Source organism: Azospirillum sp. TSH20, assembly GCF_003115935.1.
Taxonomy (GTDB): domain Bacteria; phylum Pseudomonadota; class Alphaproteobacteria; order Azospirillales; family Azospirillaceae; genus Azospirillum.
In genome coordinates this window covers 52865-68491 of sequence record NZ_LGQU01000109.1, presented here as the reverse complement: position 1 = coordinate 68491, position 15627 = coordinate 52865, and the positions used below count along the sequence as shown (strand labels likewise).

The following is a 15627-nucleotide window of genomic DNA, read 5'->3' as shown; positions in this document are numbered from 1 at the left end:
GCGTCATCAAGACCGGCGGGCGGGCGCGCAAATCGGCGGCCGGCTACGACCTGACCCGCCTGTTCGTCGGCTCCGAAGGCACGCTCGGCATCATCACCGAGGTGACGCTGAAGCTCTACGGCATCCCGGAAGCCATCTCGTCGGCCGTCTGCGCCTTCCAGACCATCAAGGGCGCGGTCGACACGGTGATCCAGACCATCCAGGTCGGCGTTCCGGTCGCCCGCATCGAACTGTTGGACGAGGTGCAGATCGACGCCGTCAACAAATACTCCAAGCTCGACTACGCGGTCGCCCCGACCCTGTTCTTCGAATTCCATGGCACCGAGGCCGGCGTGAAGGAGCAGGCGGAGATGGTCGCCGCCATCGCGCAGGAACATGGCGGCATGGAGTTCGCCTGGGCCACCCGGCCGGAAGACCGCAGCAAGCTCTGGCAGGCCCGGCACGACGCCTACTACGCCGCACTCGCGCTGCGTCCAGGGTCGAAGGGCTGGCCGACTGACGTGTGCGTGCCGATCTCGCGTCTGGCCGACTGCATCCTGGAGACCAAGCAGGATCTGGCCGAGTCCAACATGCTGGCCCCGATGGTCGGCCATGTCGGCGACGGCAACTTCCACCTCGTCTATGTCCTCGACCCGGAGAACCCGGCCGAGTTGGCCGAGGCCCAGCGCCTTGCCGACAAGATGGTGACCCGCGCGCTGGAGATGGGCGGCACCTGCACCGGCGAACACGGCATCGGTTACGGCAAGATGGCGTTCCTGGAACAGGAGACCGGCGAAGCGTTCAACGTCATGGGCGACCTGAAGCGCGCCTTCGATCCGGACAATCTGCTGAATCCGGGCAAGGTGGTTCGGGTGTAGGGGCGGATTGCCCCCACCCCAACCCTCCCCCGCTCTCAGCGGACCTACGGTCCGCCTGCCGCGTCAGCACAAAGCGAAGCTTTGTGCGAGAGCTGGGCGGGGGAGGGGGCAAGTGCTTGTTCGGAAAAGTGGCGGCAGTCCCTCCCCCGCCCAGCGGGGGAGGTTAGGTGGGGGCAACCGTTGCGTCAGCTCTCACCGGAACTTCGGCCGGCGCCCCGCCTTCAGCGCCTGCACCGCCTGGTCCAGCGTCTGCAGGAACTGCGACTTGTCGCGCTGGCTCATCGGAGCGTTGCCGCCGCCGACCACGCCCATGTCGCGCAAATCCTGCATCAGCGCGCGGGTGGCGAGCGCCGAGCCGACGCTGTCCGGTGTGAAGGGGCGCCCGGTCGGGCCGATCACCACCGCGTTGCGCTTCACGCAACGGTCGGCGAGCTGGATGTCGGCGGTCACCACGATGTCGGTCGGGCCGGCCTGTTCGGCGATCCAGTTGTCGGCGGCGTCGAAGCCGTCGCTGACCACCACCAGCTCCGCCATGCACTCCGTCGGCAGGCGCAAGGGCGCGTTGGCGACGATCCACACCTTGCAGCCGGTGCGGCCGGCGACCTTGTAAATCTCGGCCTTGACCGGGCAGGCGTCGGCATCGACGTAGATTTCCACTTTGGAACTGACCAATCCTCTTCCTCCTGTTGCCGCCCGATCCCCGCGAGTCGGCTCAACAAGGTTTCATGCAAGCTCCTTATGCGCTAAAACCGGACCCTAGCGACAGGGTGCCGTAGAACCGCAAGGAATGGGCGGCGCCAATTCTCACATCTTTTCGGAAGGTCGGAGCGGCGCATGGCGTCCTACCAGTATGTCTATGTCATGAAGGGCCTGAGCAAGGTCTATCCTGGCGGCAAGAAGGTTCTCGACAACATCTGGCTGTCGTTCCTGCCGGGTGTGAAGATCGGCGTGCTCGGCGTCAACGGCGCCGGTAAGTCGACCCTGATGAAGATCATGGCCGGTCTGGACAAGGACTACTCCGGCGAGGCCTGGGCGGCCGAGGGCGCCAAGGTCGGCTACCTCTCGCAGGAGCCGCAGCTGGACCCGACCAAGAACGTCCAGGAAAACGTCATGGAGGCGCTGAAGGAGACGAAGGCGCTGCTCGACCGCTTCAACGAAGTGTCGAACCTGATGGCCGATCCGGACGCCGATTTCGATGCGCTGCTGGCCGAACAGGGCGAGCTGCAGGAGAAGATCGACGCGGCCGACGCCTGGGACATCGACCGCACGGTCGAGATCGCCATGGACGCCCTGCGTTGCCCGCCGGGTGACGCCGACGTGACCAAGCTGTCGGGCGGTGAGCGCCGCCGCGTGGCGCTCTGCAAGCTGCTGCTGGAAAAGCCCGACCTGCTGCTGCTCGACGAGCCGACCAACCATCTCGACGCCGAATCGGTCGCCTGGCTGCAGAAGCACCTGGAGGACTACAAGGGCACCGTCGTGCTGGTCACCCACGACCGCTACTTCCTGGACAGCGTCACCGGCTGGATCCTCGAACTCGACCGCGGGTCGGGCATTCCGTGGGAAGGCAACTACTCGTCCTGGCTGGAGCAGAAGCAGAAGCGCCTGGAGCAGGAAGGCCGCCAGGAGGAAGCCCGGCAGAAGCAGCTGGCCACCGAACTGGAGTGGATCCGGCAGTCCCCGCGCGCCCGTCAGGCCAAGAGCAAGGCGCGTATCACCGCCTACGAGACGCTGCTTGCCGAAAGCGCCAAGGAGCAGGGCGGCGAGACGCGGATCGTCATCCCGGTGCCGCCGCGCCTGGGCAACGTCGTCATCGAGGCGGAGAACATCGCCAAGGGCTTCGGCGACCGCCTGCTGATCGACGGCCTGTCCTTCCGGCTGCCGCCGGGCGGCATCGTCGGCGTCATCGGCCCGAACGGCGCCGGCAAGACCACGCTGTTCCGCATGATCACCGGGCAGGACGGGCCGGACGCCGGCACCTTCCGCGTCGGCGACACGGTGAAGCTGGGCTATGTCGACCAGAGCCGCGACAGCCTGGACGCCAAGAAGACGGTGTGGGAGGAAATCTCCGACGGGCTGGATCTGGTCGAGCTTGGTAAGAAGACCATGCCCAGCCGCGCCTATGTCTCCAGCTTCAACTTCCGCGGTCCCGACCAGCAGAAGAAGGTCGGCCAGCTGTCGGGCGGTGAGCGCAACCGCGTCCACCTCGCCAAGATGCTGAAGTCCGGCGCCAACGTCCTGCTGCTCGACGAACCGACCAACGACCTGGACGTCGATACGCTGCGGGCGCTGGAAGACGCGCTGCAGGCCTTCGCCGGCTGCGCCGTGGTCATCAGCCACGATCGCTGGTTCCTCGATCGCATCGCCACCCACATCCTGGCCTTCGAGGGCGAAAGCCACGTCGAATGGTTCGAAGGCAACTTCCAGGATTACGAGGCCGACAAGAAGCGCCGCCTGGGCGCCGACGCCGACCAGCCGCACCGCATCAAGTACAAGCCGCTGGTCCGCAGCTGATCCTGTAGGCTGACGGAAAAGGCCGCCCCCTCCGGCTGGAAGGGGCGGCCATTTTCATGTCCGCGAACGGTAAGTCCGGTCAGCGGGTGACGTCGTCCGACCGGTCGGTGCGGCGGTCGCGCAGGTTCTCGTCCCGCGTATCCTCGATTTCGACCTCGGTGCGGCGGACGGTGTCGCGGACGCTCTGGGCGCGCTCCTCGACATCCTTGCGGACAACGACCGTCTCGCGGACATGGGCGGTCTTGCTGACCACCGCTTCCTCGTCGGTCTCCGTCACCTCGATGGTGCGTTCGCGGAAGGCGTCGGCCGGAACCTCGGTGCTGCCCTCCACCATGCCGCCGGGGCGGCGCTCGACGGTGACCGTCTCGTCACGCAGGCGCACCTGCTCCTCGACCGGCGTCTCGACGACATAGCTGCGGACGCGGACGCCACCGCGCTCGACGGTGCGCTTGCCGATATTGACCTGCTCCTCGACGACCGGGATCTGCTCCTCGCGTTCGGACGTGCCGCTGCGGGTGCGTTCGGTGTTCACGTCGCGCATGGCCGCCGCGGCGCCGGTCAGGCCGGTCCCTTCGGTGGTGGTGCGGCCCGGCGAATAGCGCAGCCGCTCCTCTTCCGCCGAGCGGTCGTCATAATAGTCGGCGGTCTCGTCGTAGCCGGTCCAGCCGGACTCGCGATAGGCGCTACCGCGTTCCTCGACATCCACCACATTGCCGCGCTCCAGCACCTCCATGGCGCGGTCGACATCGTCCTCGTCCAACCGGACCTTCAGCAGCGAGCCGCCGCGGCGGACGCCTTCGGCATAGACCTCCGCATCCCGGTTCGGGACTCCCCAGCCGGCGAGGCGGGTCAGCATGCCCCCCGAACCGGTGCCGGTCGTGGAGCCCGTGTAGCCCGCGGTCCCCGTCGCCGTCGTGCCGGTCCCGATGCCGCTGCCCGGCACTGTGTTGGGCGAGGCGACATAGCCGGTGGACAGGTCGGTGCGGGCCATGCCGCTGGCCGCGCCCAGCGACGCGTCGCCGGTGGTGGTGCCCATACCGGTTCCGGTCGCGGACGTCCCGCCGCTCCAGCCGCCGCCGATCAGGTCGCCGTGCGACAGGATTTCGATGGCGCTGGACTCGAAACCGGCGGCCTGCAGGTCGCGCGAGGCGGTTTCGGCGTCGGATCGGTGGTCGTAGAGGGCGACGATGGTCTTGGTCATCGGCTTTACTCCTCAGACATGTTCTGATTGGGGGACCGGACGGGTGCGGTCGGGGCTGTGACCCGCTCCACCACCGCCTCTTCGGAACGCAGGGTGACGGGCTGCTCGACTTCGACGGTGCGCCGGGATTTGCGGATGTGCAGTTCTTCGCGGAGGATCAGGCGGCGTTCCACCACCAGCACTTCCTCGACCAGCGGGATCACCGTCACGTCCCCTTCCTGGCGGATGCCGGGATGGGCGTCGATCTCGCGATCGATGGGCACGCGGGTGACCGTGGCCTCTTCATGCTCCAGCGCTTCGCGGACCATCTCTTCGCGTTCGGAAACGCGCGTGGTGACGCGGACGCGGCTTCGTTCCACCCGCTGCTTGCCGACGGTCACCGACTCGTCGTGCAGGGGAATGACCGCATCGCCTTCGCCATCGCCTTTGTCGGCGCTCCGGGCGAGGGGCGGTCCGTTGTCGGCCGTCATGGCGGCGGGTGCTGCCGGGTCAGCGGAACAGGAGATAGAGGACGATCGCGACCACGATCAGGCCGATGATGATCCACATCCAGTTCATGCCCGAACTGCCGGCCCCGCCGTCGGAGCCGTCATACACACCAACTTTCCTGGGCTTCTGTTCGTCTGCCATGGGAGCCTCCTTCGGGTGTCGACCGGCGGGCTCTTGCTCCCATCCGGCGTGCTCCCTTCAAACAGGAGGTCCTTTGGATCGTTCCCCCTGTTCGTTTCGGAGAATCAACGATCCTGTGTTTTCGAATGATTCAGCGGGCAGCGGAATGACTGCCGGCCTCAGCCGGCCATCTTCTGGTGTTCAAGGAAAGCGGTCTTCAGCAGCGCCTTCAGGTCGTCGCCATACTGGTGGAAGCGGACGGACAGCTGGCCGCGCTCCTCGTCGCGATGCAGGACGACCAGATTGGCGACGGCGGCCACCTCCTGCCGGTCGGCCAGAACGACGCGGGCCTGGAAGGTCTGGCCGCGCTGGTAGGGCTGGTTGACCGCCAGCAGGCACAAGCCCCCCACCGACCAGTTGCGGGCCGGGAAGCTGCCATGGTCGGTGTGGACGACCATGCCGGGCCGGACGAAGCGCTTCTGCCGCCGCCGCTCTTCCGGTGGGGGAGGGGGGAAGGGGCTGGACGCGCCGGGCATGTCGATGCCGGACCGGTCGGTCAGCGCGTTCTTGAACACGGCGCCCCGCACCACCGCCGGCCCCATGGTGGAGTCGCGCAGGTCGGAGTCCGAGAAGTCGGCGCCTTCGAAATTGGCCGGCCAGTCGCGGCCGCCGGCCAGCGGCACCGGTCTGGCGTCCACACCATTCATCAGCGTGTGCGCCAGATAGGCGCGGCGCAGAGTGGCTCCGCGCAGCACGGCGTCGCGCAGGTCGGCCTCGTCCAGATCGATATAGGACAGCTCGGCCATTTCCAGGCTGGCCTTGGTCAGGCGGGCGCCGGGCAGGCGGCAGCGGCGCAGCCGGGCCGCCGCCAGCGTCCGCCCATGCAGGTCGGCCCCGGCCACCGACACGAGGTCGAGGTCGAGCCGCGCCCCCTCCGCGCCGCCGCTGTCGACCCAGCGCTCGTGCCGCTCCACCAATTCCAGGAACTCGGCGACCGGCATCGCGGTGTAGCTGGGCCGGACGATGGCGTCGGGGGGCAGGGCGAAGGGGATGAAGGTGCGGGTCAGGGTGGCGTGGTCCATCACCGTGTTGCCGAACACGGCCCCGTCCAGGTTGGCGCCGCAGAAATCGGTGCCCATCAGCACGGCCGAGGTCAACTCCGCCCCGGTCAGGTCGGCATCGTTCAGGTCGGCACCGGTCAGGTCGCAGCCGGAGAAGTTGGCGCCGGCCAGGATCGACCGTTCCATCTTCGCTTCGGTCAGTCGGGTGGTCCCGGTGCCGCGGGCCGTCGGGCTGCCGTCCGTTCCGCCGCTGTCCACCAGTTCGCCCGCGCGGAAATCGGCGCCGCGCAGGTTGGCGTCGGTCAGCAGCGCACGGTGCAGGTTGGCGCCGCGCAGATCGGCGCCGGTCAGGATGGCGCCGGTCAGGTTCACCGCCTCCATGTCGGCGCCGAACAGATCGGCCTGCGACAGGTCTGCCTTCACCATGCGGGTGTTGCTGAGATTGGCCCCGGCCAGCTTGGCGCCGGCCAGCGACACGCGCTCCAGGTTCAGCCGCGACAGGTCGCGGAAGCTGAGGTCGGCGCGCCGGCCGCTGGACGGACGCTTCAGCCACGCCTGATGCGCCTGGATGATCGTCCGGAGTTCGTCGATCTCTTTCGGATCGCGTTCGGCCATGGCGTCGGGTTCCCGGATCCACCGTATGACGAAAGACAGCAGCGTCGGGGCAACGATAGCCCGTTCGGGCAGGCGCGTCACGGTTTCTGAACGGCCGGCCAATGGCAGCACCGGCAATCCGAACAAGGAAAAGGCCGCTTCCCGTCGGGAAAGCGGCCTTTTGCGGATTGTTGTCTGCCTGGCCGCCCGGCTGTCAGCCGGTGCGGCCGACCTTCTGGCGCAACGCCTGGATCAGGCCGTCGACGCGGCCGCCATTCTGTTCGATGACGGAGGCGAATTCCTGCCGCTGGGTCACGCCCATGCTGACATTCTCCACCACCACGTCGATGATCTTGTAATCGGCGCCGACCTTGCGGACACGCCAGCTGACATTCACCGGCGGGCCGTTGGGGCGGACGATCTGCGTCGTCACCATGCTGTCCGATTCACCGGCCGGGGTGACGCCGGTGATCTTGAAGGTCTCGCCCGAATATTCGACGAAACGCTCGGCATAGGTGTTGACGATCAGCTGTTCGAACAGCTTCTGGTACTCGGTCCGCTGCGCCTCGTTGGCGCTGTTCCAGTAGCGGCCCAGCACCCAGCGCCCGATGTACGGCACGTCGAAGCCGGCGTACAGCAGCTTGCGGAAGCGCTGGATCGCCTGATCGCGCGACAGGCTCTTGTCCGAGAAGGTTGCGATGGCGTCGTTCCCCAGTTTCTGGATGAACGAGGCTGCCCCCTGGTCCGCGCTCTGCGCTGCGGCGGGAGAGATGAGAGAGTGCCCGGCCCAACCGCTCACCGCGAGCAGGGCAGCGGACGCGACAAACTGGCGGCGTGTCAGCATGATGGGGCGAAAGGTGGCTGTTGCGGCGACTTTGTCAACGGTCATCTGGCCTTTGGGCGGCATCTGAACGCTTTTGGGACGGTCCCGACCGGGTCTCGGTCCACGCCCGCCGGATCGGACACCGCCGGATGGCCGCTCCCAACCCGATGGGCAGGGTGCGGCAATTCCGGTGCGGCCTCCGGCGCGGCCATGGCATCGATGAGGTGCTCAGGGCTTCGGCGGCGTGGTGAAATCCGGGAATTCCGGCGTCGTATCCGCCTTGTTGTTGTTGATCGCCGCCCGGCGCTGCTGCTGGTACAGGCTGCGCACGGTGGCGTAGAAGTCCAGCGAGTTGCGGCGCAGGTCGTCGATCTCCTTCAGCACCTCCGACCGGCGGTCGACGGCGCTGACGATACCGCGGGTCATATAGATGCCCTTGTGGTCGGTGCCATAGGCCCAGATGCGGATCGGGTCGCCGACGGTGTCGACGGCATAGCCGGCGGTGTCGCGCAGGTTCGACGGTCCGAGCAGCGGCAGGACCAGATACGGGCCGTCGCCGACGCCCCACACCGCCAAGGTCTGGCCGAAATCCTCCGGCGCGTGCGGGATGCCCGCCTCGCTGGCGACGTCGGCGAGACCGCCCACGCCAAGGATGGTGTTGGTCAGGAAGCGGCCGGTGGCGTTCGATGCCCCTTCGACATTGCCCTGCAGCAGGTTGTTGGCGATGTAGAGCGGCGCCATCAGGTTGTCGATGAAGTTGTGGACCGCCTCGCGAACCGGATCGGGCACGACACCCACATAGACCTCCGCCGCCGGGCGGATCACCAGGACGTCGGCCGCCTCGTTGGCGGCGAAGACGAAGCGGTTGGGGATTTCCAGCGGATCGCTGACCCGGTAGGCCGCATCCGAAGCACCCGAGTCGCCCGGATTGGTCGCGCAGGCGGTGGCCGTCAGGGCGAAGGCCAGGACGGTGGCCGTACGGAGGAGGGAGCGGGAAAGGCTGGCCAGCTTCATGTGCGACGGCTCTTTATCTGTGGGCTCGACTCAGGTGCGGGGCGTCGCATGTCCTGTCCACAACCGAAGACTCCGATGTCCGAAGTCCTCAACCTTGGCAAGGTGGCTACGCGGTCGGGGGGAAGATTGGGCGAGATATCGCAGAATTTCCACCGTTTCCTGACCTAACACAGGCTTGGCCCTTTGACCAGCATGCGCGGGCCCGCCCTCCGGAACGGTGCAACGATTGTGGCGGCTTTGCCGCAGAACCCCGGTAAAGCTTGCGCAGGGTCGGCTCGGACCGCGGAACTGCGCAGTGAAAGCGGCCCGGCGAGGCCGTTTCGCGGCCATTGCCGCCGCCGTTCGCGAAAAGCGGTTTACGACGCATAAAGATATCTTTATATCTGTATCCGGAGCGGCCGGGCATGGTGCACCGGCCGGCCACCACCCTCTCCGGCCCTCCCCCTGGCCCGAATCGGACGTGAGGCGATGGACGATCTGCTTGCGACGCTGAAGGCGGCGGCCGAAACGACCCGGCTCAGGCTGCTCGCGCTCTGCGCGCATGGCGAACTGACGGTGACGGAGCTGACCCAGATCCTGGGCCAGAGCCAGCCGCGCGTCTCGCGCCATCTGAAGCTTCTGTGCGATGCCGGACTGCTCGACCGCTTCCGCGAGGGCACCTTCGCCTTCTACCGCCTCGCCGAGAAGGGGCAGTCGGCCGAACTGGCGCGGGTGCTGGTCGCCGCCATCCCCGCCGACGATCCCACCCTGATCCTGGATCTGGAGCGGCTGGACGCCATCAAGCGCGCCCGGTCGGAGACCGCCGCCGCCTATTTCCGTGAGAATGCCGCGCGCTGGCACGAAATCCGTTCCCTTCACGTTGCGGAAGGCGAGGTCGAGGCCGCCCTGCTGCGCCTGTTCCCGGAAGAGGGGGTGGAGGAACTGCTGGATATCGGCACCGGCACCGGAAGAATGCTGGAGGTGCTGGCCGGGCGCGTCCATCGCGCGATCGGGGTAGACCAGTCGCGCGAGATGCTGGCCGTCGCCCGCAACCGGCTGGAGGAGGCGGGCCTGCGCCACTGCCATGTCCGGCAGGCCGACATGTACCAGCTGCCGTTTCCGTCCGGCTCCTTCGACGCCGCTGTGATCCATCAGGTGCTGCATTATACCGAATCGCCGGCCGGCGTCCTGGCCGAGGCGGCGCGGGTCCTGCGCCCCGGCGGCCTGCTGCTGGTCGTCGATTTCGCCCCCCATCATCTGGAAGCCCTGCGCGAGGAGCATGCGCACCGCCGCCTGGGCTTCTCGGACGCCGAGGTCGCCGGCTGGTGCCGCCAGTCGGGCCTGGATTGCGGCCCGGTGGTGCATCTGCCGGGCGACCCCCTCACCGTTTCGATCTGGCCGGCCACCCGTATTGCGGCCGGCGCGCAAATTCCTTCCCCGCAAGTCCAAAAGCCAGCCCACTCGCTCAGCGGAGTTCCGTCATGACCGCGCCCACCTCTGCGCTGCCCTCCATCAGCTTCGAGTTCTTCCCGCCCAAGTCGGAGAAGATGGAGCAGAGCCTGTGGCAGTCGATCCGGCGGCTGGCCCCGCTCTCGCCCAGCTTCGTGTCGGTGACCTACGGCGCCGGCGGCTCTACCCGCGAACGCACCCATGCCACCGTCTGCCGCATCCAGGCGGAAACCGGCATCCCGGCCGCCGCCCACTTCACCTGCGTCGGCGCCACCCGCGACGAGATCGACGCGATCGCCCGCACCTATTGGGACGCCGGCATCCGTCATCTGGTGGCGCTGCGCGGTGACCCGCCGGAGACCGCCGGCGGCGTCGGCGGCCGGTACGAGCCGTTCCCCGGCGGCTATGCCTATGCCGCCGATCTGGTCGCGGGGATGAAGCGCATCGCCGATTTCGAGATCTCGGTCGCCGCCTATCCGGAATCCCATCCGGAGGCGCCGAGCGCCCAGTTCGACCTCGACAACCTGAAGCGCAAGGTTGATGCCGGCGCCACCCGTGCCATCACCCAGTTCTTCTTCGACAACGACGCCTATTTCCGCTTCCTCGACCGCTGTGCTGCCGCCGGCATCCATGTGCCGATCGTCCCCGGCATCCTGCCGATCACCAACTTCGCCCGCGCGGTGGAGTTCGCCGGCAAGTGCGGCGCGTCGATGCCGAAGAAGCTGGCCGAGACCTTCGAGGGCCTGGACGACGACCCGGAAACCCGCCAGCTCGTCGCCGCGACCGTGGCCGCCGAGCAGTGTCAGGCGTTGCAGGCCCAGGGCGTGAATGACTTCCATTTCTACACGCTGAACCGGTCGGACCTGACCATCGCCATCTGTCGCATGCTGGGCGTCAAGGCGAAGGCCGTGCCCGCCGCGGCGGCGGTGGCGGGGTAGGGCGCCGGACGCGGCCCTATGCTACGCTGGGGCGGCGGAACTGGGCAGCTGAACGGGGCGCGGGAGGGCGATGCCATGGACAGCCGGATCGGGTACGACACGGACTTCTACGCCTGGACCCAGGAACAGGCGAGGCTGCTGCGCGAAGCGGCGACTGAACGCTCCAACTCGCCCATTGATTGGGAGCACATCGCCGAGGAGCTCGACATCATGGGCGGTCAGGTCAAGGACGCGATCCGCAGCCATCTGGCCACGGTGATCGAGCATCTCCTGAAGCTGGAGCAGTCGCCCGATCCCTATCCACGCCGGAAGTGGCGGATCTCCGCGACCAAGGCCCGTCGCCATCTGCAGGACAAGTTGGAGGAGCATCCAAGCCTGCAGCGCTGGCCCGCCGAAATCCTGGAGAAGGCGTGGCTCGACGGCCGCGACGACGCCTGCCAGGACGACAGCATCGCCATCGACGCGCTGCCGAAGGAGTGCCCCTACGCTCTGGAGGATCTGCGCAATCCCGACTGGTGGCCGGTGAACCGGCATGGGCTGGAGGGCTGACGACATGGACAGCCGGATCGGATACGACACCGACTTCCTCGCCTGGACCGAGGAGCAGGCGCGCCTGCTTCGTGAGGCGTCGCGCGAGCGCATCAACACGCCCATCGACTGGGAGAATGTCGCGGAGGAGATCGAGAGCATGGGCCGATCGGAATTGCGCGCGGTCGAAAGCGCGCTGGTCCGTGTGATCGAACATCTGCTGAAACTGGAATACTCGCCCGCAGGCGAACCGCGTGGCAACTGGCGCCGTACCGTCCGCGAGCAGCGCGACCAGGCAATCGACGGCCTGGAGGACAGCCCCAGCCTGCGCGGCAAGATCGACCTCACCAAGGCTTATCGGCGCGGTCGCGACTATGCGGCCGAAGGGCTGGAGCAGGACAGGCTGTCTGCCGATCTGATGCCTGCCGACTGCCCCTATTCGCTGGAACAGCTTCTCGACACCGGCTGGTGGCCCACCAACCGCCACGGCCTCACCTGACCACACTGCTTCTGCTCTGAACCCGCCAAATAACGGACAAGACGCATTCCCATGGCCCACATCCTCGACACCCTGCGTGACCGCGTTCTGCTTTGTGACGGCGGGTTCGGCAGCCGCATCCAGGCGCTCGACCTCGACGTCGAGAAGGATTACTGGGGGCACGAGAACTGCACCGACATCCTGCCCCTGTCGCGCCCGGACATCGTCCGCGACATCCATCGCGGCTATTTCGAAGCCGGCGCCGACATGGTGGAGACCGACACCTTCGGCGCCTCGCCGGTGACGCTGGGTGAGTTCGGCATCTCCGAGAAGGCTTTCGAGATCAACCAGCGCGCCGTCGAACTGGCGCGCGAGGCGGCAGAAAGCTTCAAGGACGGCCAGCCGCGCTTCGTCATCGGCTCGATCGGGCCGGGCACCAAGCTGCCCAGCCTGGGGCACATCGCCTATCAGCCGGCTGAGGACAGCTTCTATGTCCAGGCCGCCGGCCTGATCGCCGGCGGGGCCGACGCCATTCTGGTGGAGACCTGCCAGGATCCCCTGCAGATCAAGGCCGCCGTCAACGGCATCAAGCGCGCGCGGGCCGAGGCCAAGTCCGACACCCCCGTCTTCGTTCAGGTCACCGTCGAGACCACCGGCACGCTGCTGGTCGGCACCGACATCGCCGCGGCGGCCACCGTCATCCAGGCGCTGGACGTGCCGCTGATGGGCCTGAACTGCGCGACCGGCCCGCTGGAGATGAGCGAGCATGTGCGCTGGCTGTCGCAGAACTGGCCGGGCCTGATCTCGGTCCAGCCGAATGCCGGCCTGCCCGAACTGGTGGACGGCAAGACGCACTACCCGCTGCGTGCCGACGACTTCGCCCACTGGCTGGAGCGCTTCGTGTCGGAGGACGGGGTCAACCTCGTCGGCGGCTGCTGCGGCACCAACGTCCCGCACATCGCCGCGGCGAACCAGATGCTGCGCAAGCTGGCCCCGGCCGGCTCGCACCGCCCGGCGCCGAAAGGCCGCACCGTCCATTGGGTGCCGGCGGTGGCCTCGCTCTACAGTCAGGTCACGCTGCGCCAGGAGAACGCGTTTTTCGCCATCGGCGAACGCTGCAATGCCAACGGCTCCAAGAAGTGGCGCGAGCTGCAGGAGAAGAACGACTGGGACGGCTGCGTCGAGATGGCGCGCGAGCAGGTGAAGGAAGGCAGCCACGCGCTCGACGTCTGCACCGCCTTCGTCGGCCGTGACGAGGTGGCGGAGATGAACGCGGTGATGTCGCGCTTCGTCGGCTCGGTCACGGCGCCGTTGGTGGTCGATTCCACCGAATACGGCGTGCTGGAGCAGGCGCTGGCGCTGTATGGCGGCAAGGCGATCCTCAACTCCATCAACTTCGAGGATGGCGAGGAGCCGGCGCGCAAGCGTCTGGCGCTGGCCAAGAAGTTCGGCGCCGCCGTCATCGCGCTGACCATCGACGAAGAGGGCATGGCGAAGACGCCGGACCGCAAGCTCGCCATCGCCAAGCGGCTCTACGATCTGGCGGTGAACGAGTATGGCCTCGCCCCGTCCGACCTGCTGTTCGACCCGCTGACCTTTACCATCGCCACCGGCAACGAGGACGACCGCAAGCTCGCCATCTGGACGCTGGAAGGCATCGAGGCGATCGCCCGCGAGATGCCCGGCTGCCAGATCATCCTGGGCCTGTCCAACGTCTCGTTCGGCCTGAACGCGGCGGCGCGCCATGTGCTGAACTCGGTCTTCCTCGACCATGCGGTCAAGAAGGGCATGACGGGCGCCATCGTCCACGTCTCCAAGATCCTGCCGCTGCACCAGATCCCGGAAAACGAGGTCAAGACCGCCGAGGACCTGATCTTCGACCGGCGGGCGGAAGGGTACGATCCGCTGCACGCCTTCATCGCCCTGTTCGAGGGCCGGAAGGCCGCCGACGCCAAGAAGAAGGCGCGGGCTGAGAATGTCGAGGACCGGCTGAAGGAGCGCATCGTCGACGGCGACCGCACCGGCCTGGAGGATGATTTGGCGGAGGCGATGAAGACCCACCCGCCGCTGGAGATCATCAACACCTACCTGCTCGACGGCATGAAGGTGGTCGGCGAACTGTTCGGCGCCGGCAAGATGCAGCTTCCCTTCGTTCTCCAGTCGGCGGAGACGATGAAGGCCGCCGTGGCGTGGCTGGAGCCGCACATGGAGAAGGTGGAGGGCCAGCAGAAGGGCACGCTGGTTCTCGCCACCGTGAAGGGCGACGTCCACGACATCGGCAAGAACCTCGTCGACATCATCCTGACCAACAACGGCTACAAGGTCGTCAACCTCGGCATCAAGCAGCCGGTCACCGCCATCATCCAGGCCGCCAAGGAGCACAAGGCGACCGCCATCGGCATGTCCGGCCTGCTGGTGAAGTCCACCGTGGTGATGCGCGAGAACCTGGAGGAGATGACCCGCGAGGGGCTGGAGGTGCCGGTCCTGCTCGGCGGTGCGGCGCTGACCCGCGCCTATGTCGAGGGCGACTGCGTGGCGTCCTACGGCTCCGGCCGCGTCGCTTACGCCGGTGACGCCTTCGACGGTCTGACCCTGATGGACAAGGTGGTGGAGGGCAGCTTCGACCAGCAGCTCGCCATCCAGCAGGCCAAGCGCGCCGGCAAGGCGACCAACCGCCGCCGCGTGCTGGGGCAGGCCACCAGCGCCGCCACCGGCCCGGTGGACAAGGACGCCGTCCGTGCCCGCCGCCATCGGCTCGCCGAGGGCGTGCCGGTGCCGACCCCGCCCTTCTGGGGGCCGAAACTGATCGACCATGTGCCGCTGAAGACGCTGGTCACCTACCTGAACGAGCGGATGCTCTATCAGCTGCAATGGGGCTACCGGAAGGACGGCAAATCCTTCGAGGAGTTCAAGGAGTGGTCGAAGAAGGAGCTGCGGCCGGTGCTCGACCGCATCCTCCAGATCGCGGCGAAGGAGGAAATCCTGCGCCCGACCGCCGTCTACGGCTATTGGAAGGCGGCGGCCGACGGCAACGACGTCATCCTGTTCGAAGAGGACGGCACGACCGAGGCCGCGCGCTTCTCGCTGCCGCGCCAGGCCAAGGAGGATGGCGAGTGCATCGCCGACTTCCTGCGCGACGTGACCGATCCGGAGCGTGACGTCATCGGCCTGCAGGTCGTCACCATGGGCCAGCATTGCGCCGAGGTGGCGCGCGAGTGGTTCGCCGAGAACCGCTATCAGGACTATCTCTACCTGCACGGCCTGTCGGTGGAGATGACCGAGGCGATGGCGGAATATGTCCACGCCCGCATCCGTGCGGAGCTGGGCTATGGCGCCGAGGACAGCCGCGACAAGGAGAAGCTGCTGCAGCAATCCTATCGCGGCAGCCGCTACAGCTTCGGATATCCGGCCTGCCCGAACCTGAAGGACCAGGAGCAGCTTCTGAAGCTGCTGGACGCCTGCCGCATCGGCATCGAGATGTCGGACGAGGACCAGCTGCATCCGGAACAGAGCACCTCCGCCATCGTCCTGCACCACCCGCGGGCCAAGTACTTCTCTGTCTGATGCCCGCTGCCTGAGGGATGA

At 67.3% G+C, this 15627-nt stretch carries 14 protein-coding genes; 7 read left to right on the top strand and 7 right to left on the bottom strand.

Annotated elements, in window-relative coordinates; genetic code table 11:
- A partial coding sequence (locus tag TSH20_RS26580) for an FAD-linked oxidase C-terminal domain-containing protein (protein WP_282183587.1) occupies window positions 1-857 on the top strand: 857 nt, incomplete at its 5' end.
- A gap of 192 nt (window positions 858-1049) precedes the next feature.
- Here the strand turns inward: TSH20_RS26580 and TSH20_RS26575 are convergent.
- On the bottom strand, window positions 1050-1514 hold the full coding sequence (locus TSH20_RS26575) for a YaiI/YqxD family protein (RefSeq protein ID WP_199231854.1): 465 nt from the start codon (window positions 1512-1514) through the stop codon (window positions 1050-1052).
- Between the two features lie 177 nt (window positions 1515-1691).
- Between TSH20_RS26575 and ettA the strand changes: the two genes are divergently transcribed.
- On the top strand, window positions 1692-3368 hold the full coding sequence (gene ettA, locus TSH20_RS26570) for an energy-dependent translational throttle protein EttA (RefSeq protein ID WP_109155516.1): 1677 nt from the start codon (window positions 1692-1694) through the stop codon (window positions 3366-3368).
- Between the two features lie 79 nt (window positions 3369-3447).
- Here ettA and TSH20_RS26565 read toward each other — a convergent pair whose 3' ends face one another.
- The 6 genes from TSH20_RS26565 to TSH20_RS26545 form a co-directional block, all read right to left on the bottom strand.
- Window positions 3448-4569, bottom strand: coding sequence for a YsnF/AvaK domain-containing protein (locus TSH20_RS26565; RefSeq protein ID WP_109155515.1), 1122 nt, complete (start codon window positions 4567-4569; stop codon window positions 3448-3450).
- 5 nt (window positions 4570-4574) lie between these two features.
- Window positions 4575-5039 (bottom strand): YsnF/AvaK domain-containing protein, encoded by a 465-nt coding sequence (locus TSH20_RS26560; RefSeq protein WP_109153274.1) that lies wholly within the window; start codon window positions 5037-5039, stop codon window positions 4575-4577.
- Between the two features lie 19 nt (window positions 5040-5058).
- Window positions 5059-5199, bottom strand: a complete 141-nt coding sequence (locus tag TSH20_RS35095) for a hypothetical protein (RefSeq protein WP_158282065.1) — start codon at window positions 5197-5199, stop codon at window positions 5059-5061.
- Window positions 5200-5357: 158 nt separating this feature from the next.
- Window positions 5358-6854: a pentapeptide repeat-containing protein gene (locus TSH20_RS26555; protein WP_109155514.1), complete on the bottom strand. Its 1497-nt coding sequence runs from the start codon at window positions 6852-6854 to the stop codon at window positions 5358-5360.
- Window positions 6855-7047: 193 nt separating this feature from the next.
- Window positions 7048-7722, bottom strand: coding sequence for an ABC transporter substrate-binding protein (locus TSH20_RS26550; protein ID WP_247871099.1), 675 nt, complete (start codon window positions 7720-7722; stop codon window positions 7048-7050).
- A 162-nt stretch (window positions 7723-7884) separates the two neighbouring features.
- A complete protein-coding gene (locus tag TSH20_RS26545) occupies window positions 7885-8670 on the bottom strand; it encodes a VacJ family lipoprotein (protein WP_109155513.1) in 786 nt (261 codons plus the stop codon).
- Window positions 8671-9138: 468 nt separating this feature from the next.
- Between TSH20_RS26545 and TSH20_RS26540 the strand changes: the two genes are divergently transcribed.
- The 5 genes from TSH20_RS26540 (at window position 9139) to metH (ending at window position 15606) form a co-directional block, all read left to right on the top strand.
- A complete protein-coding gene (locus tag TSH20_RS26540; RefSeq protein WP_109155512.1) occupies window positions 9139-10134 on the top strand; it encodes a metalloregulator ArsR/SmtB family transcription factor in 996 nt (331 codons plus the stop codon).
- Window positions 10131-11036, top strand: a complete 906-nt coding sequence (metF, locus tag TSH20_RS26535) for a methylenetetrahydrofolate reductase [NAD(P)H] (protein ID WP_109155511.1) — start codon at window positions 10131-10133, stop codon at window positions 11034-11036. Before TSH20_RS26540 ends, metF begins: the two co-directional genes overlap by 4 nt.
- Before the next feature lie 75 nt (window positions 11037-11111).
- Entirely contained in the window at window positions 11112-11585 is a 474-nt protein-coding gene (locus TSH20_RS26530) for a DUF29 domain-containing protein (RefSeq protein ID WP_109155510.1), read from the top strand.
- Window positions 11586-11589: 4 nt separating this feature from the next.
- Window positions 11590-12063 (top strand): DUF29 domain-containing protein, encoded by a 474-nt coding sequence (locus TSH20_RS26525; protein ID WP_247871098.1) that lies wholly within the window; start codon window positions 11590-11592, stop codon window positions 12061-12063.
- 51 nt (window positions 12064-12114) lie between these two features.
- Window positions 12115-15606 carry a methionine synthase gene (gene metH, locus TSH20_RS26520; protein WP_109155508.1) on the top strand — a complete coding sequence of 1164 codons (3492 nt, stop codon included), beginning with the start codon at window positions 12115-12117 and terminating at the stop codon, window positions 15604-15606.
- Window positions 15607-15627 lie beyond the last annotated feature (21 nt).